Below are 3,095 nucleotides of genomic sequence, written 5' to 3' on the forward strand. Positions count from 1 at the left end.
TACGCCCGTGATGGACTCGACGACGTCGCCCAGCGACTCCAGGTGCTGGATGTTCACCGTCGAGACCACATTGATCCCGGCGGCGAGCAGCTCCTCCACGTCCTGCCAGCGCTTCGCGTTCCGCGAGCCGGGGATGTTCGTGTGGGCGAGCTCGTCGACCAGGGCGACGGCGGGTGCGCGGTGCAGGACCGCGTCGACGTCCATCTCGGTGAAGACCGAGCCGCGGTACTCCAGCTCCTTGCGCGGGACCTGCTCCAGGCCGTGCAGCATCACCTCGGTGCGCGGCCGGCCGTGGTGCTCGACGAACGCGACGACCACGTCGGTGCCCCGCTCGATACGGCGGTGCGCCTCGGACAGCATCGCGTACGTCTTGCCGACGCCCGGTGCCGAGCCGAGGTAGATCCGAAGCTTGCCGCGTGCCATGGCCCCATTGTCTTTCAGAAACTGCCGTCTACGCAGCGTCGACCTTACGGCCAGGGATTTACTCAAATGGGACGAGGGGGGACCCGGGGGACGTCCTTGACGCAACCCTGATGGGGCCGGATCCCGGCGGCATCCCCCCTCGCCCGGCCCGGGACGGGGCCCGGATCAGCTCGGATTGTCGCCGTGCGTCAGGGTCTCCCAGGCGACGAAGAGGTTGTTCGAGCCGGCCGGCCGGTTCCGCTCGGTGAGCTTCTGGGTGTTGGCCATCGGCACGCCGAGCCGGTTGTGCAGCGCGTTGTAGCCGACCTCGGTGACGGGCCCGAGGCCGCGCTTGACCGAGCCGCCGCACAGCCACCCGGGCGGCGTCTCACCGAGCTCGTACTTCGACTGGAACCCGAGCCCCTGCCGCAGCCGCTCCCCCACGTCCGTCCCGTACAGGTCCTGCCCCTGGATGCGGCTGGTCTCGGCGACGTGCGAGATGGCGGAGAGCCCGTACCCGGTGTGCGTGAAGTCACGGCAGGTCTCCTGGGTGAGCCCGGTGACGAAGGTGCCCTGCCCCTGCCAGTACTTGACGATCTTGTCGCGGGTGTCGAGGTGCTGGCCGGGCACGGTCTTCGGCAGCAAGCCGTCGGACGAGAGATAGACGTACGCGGCCGTGCGCGTCCGGAAGGCCGCCATCGCCTTGTCGTACGCGGACTTGTCCTCCAGGAAGACGGAGATGCCGACGGCGGCCTCCATCATCGACAGCTCCCAGTTGCCGTTGGAGTTCGAGCCCTTGAGGAGGTCCGGCAGATAGACGGTGCGCAGCATCGTCGCGAAGCGCCCGGAGTTCGCCCAGGTGCCGGTGTACGTGTACTTGATGATCTCGGCGGCCCTGGGCCAGGACGAGCCCGCCCAGCCGGTCTGCAGCGGGGCGTTGCTGTTGGTGTGGTCCTTCAGGGTCGCGGACCAGGCGTCCATGAGCTCGATGGACTTCTTCGCGTACCGCTCGTCGCGGGTGACGTACCAGGCGAGCGCGTCCGTGTACGCGGCGATGGCGTCCTCGCGCTCGTCGGTGCAGCCGATGTTGGGGTCCGAGTAGGGACCGCACTCCACGACGGCGCGGGGCTTGGGCGCTCGGGACAGGGAGGCGTACTTGCTGCCCGTCAGCTGGTCGAAGGCGGACTTCCAGGGCTGTGCGCCCGCGTTCACCTTGCCCCGGGCGAAGTCCAGCTGGGCCCGGGAGACGGTGACTCCCGGGTGCGCGAAGGTGCTCGGCGCGGCGTCGGCGCGCTGGCCGCCGGGCCAGGCGAGGAACCCGGCGGCCAGGGCGGCGACGAGGGCGGGTATCGCGGTGGAGAGCGTGGTGCGGCGCATGAGGGAGCCATCCGTTCTGGTATGTGAACCTCAACTGCCTTTCTGAACACGCGTGTTGGGCCGTGACCATAGGTACGGACCAGACTTCCGTCAAGGGGTGAAGAAAGACGCGCAGTTCAGTGGGGCGAAGGCGCCGCCGCGACCGGCAACGGTCAGTAGTGCCAGTGCGGACGCCCGCTCACATACCCGCACTTGATGATCCGCCCGGAGGCGTCGTGCGTGCTGCGCCCGACGTCGGCCTTCCGGCAGAACTGCCCGGCCCGGTAGCAGTTGCCCGCGTTGGAGGTGATCTCGCACCGCGCACCGGAGCCGCCGCCCGGCGCCGTGGTGGGCCGGTGCGTCGCGTGGGTGCGGGCCGGGGTGGGCGTCGCCTTGTGGGTGGGGACGCGGCTGGGGGCGTGGGTGCGGGGCGGCGTGTGCGTGGGGGTCGCGGTGCGCGTGGGGGTGTGGCTCGGGGACGGGGTCCGGGTGGGCGTGGGGGACTCGGAGGGCGAGGCGGAGGCCGAAGCGGACTCCGGCTTCGACTCCGACACCGAGGCGGTCGGGCCGGCCGCGGAGGACGCCTTGCCGGACCCGTCGTCACACCCCGCGAGGACCAGTACGGCGGCCACGGCGGCCCCCGCTATACCCGCGACACGTCTCCCCCGGCCCGACTTCGTACGCATGCGCATTGCCCCAGCTCCATGTTCTCGAATGCCCCCGAACCACCACTCGGCTCGGCGGCCCACAGCATCAACCGCCTTACCGTAAGGGCCGTCCGCACAGCCCTCCGCGCCCTGAAGGTCCCCGTCACAGAGCCGAACGGCCGGAATTCGCCGGGACCTTCGGCCCCCTCACGCAGCGGCCCGCCCCGGGTGACCGGGACGGGCCGCTGCGCGGAGAGTGACGTCGGCGCTCGTTCGGGAGCGCCGCCGTCAGCCCTTCTTCACGAGCTCCTTGAGCGCGATGTTGAGCTTGAGGACATTGACCCCGGGCTCGCCCATGAAGCCGAGGATCCGCCCGTCGGTGTGGTCCTCGACCAGCTTCTCCACCTTCGCGACGGGAAGGTGGTTCTTCTCCGCGACGCGGTGCGCCTGGAGCTTCGCGTACTCCGGGGAGATCTCCGGGTCGAGCCCCGAGCCGGAGGAGGTGACCGCCTCGGCCGGCACGTCGGACGGCCTGACCTTGAAGTCCGGGGTCGAGTTGTCCTTGACGACGGCGGCCTGGGCGTCCTTGACCTGCTTGACCAACTCGTCGTTGTCGCCGGCGAGGTTGGTGGCGCCGGAGAGGATCAGCTTGTACTGGGTGTTGACGGTGTTCTCGCCGAGGCCGTTGGG

Annotated in this window: 4 protein-coding genes; all 4 read right to left on the reverse strand. The window is 70.1% G+C overall.

Going from position 1 to position 3,095, the window contains the following annotated elements:
* The coding region (locus tag ACQB60_RS45640) for a histidine kinase (protein WP_496932024.1) at positions 1 to 423 on the reverse strand (423 nt) is incomplete at its 3' end.
* 165 nt (positions 424 to 588) lie between these two features.
* Positions 589 to 1,779 (reverse strand): alginate lyase family protein, encoded by a 1,191-nt coding sequence (locus tag ACQB60_RS45645; protein ID WP_496932025.1) that lies wholly within the window; start codon positions 1,777 to 1,779, stop codon positions 589 to 591.
* Positions 1,780 to 1,931: 152 nt separating this feature from the next.
* The gene (locus ACQB60_RS45650) at positions 1,932 to 2,450 is read right to left on the reverse strand and encodes a hypothetical protein (RefSeq protein ID WP_496932026.1); all 519 of its coding nucleotides are present in this window, start codon (positions 2,448 to 2,450) and stop codon (positions 1,932 to 1,934) included.
* A gap of 243 nt (positions 2,451 to 2,693) precedes the next feature.
* On the reverse strand, positions 2,694 to 3,095 hold a 402-nt coding region (locus tag ACQB60_RS45655; protein WP_496932027.1), incomplete at its 5' end, for a potassium-transporting ATPase subunit C.

It is taken from the genome of Streptomyces odontotermitis (genome assembly GCF_050510915.1).
GTDB lineage: Bacteria > Actinomycetota > Actinomycetes > Streptomycetales > Streptomycetaceae > Streptomyces.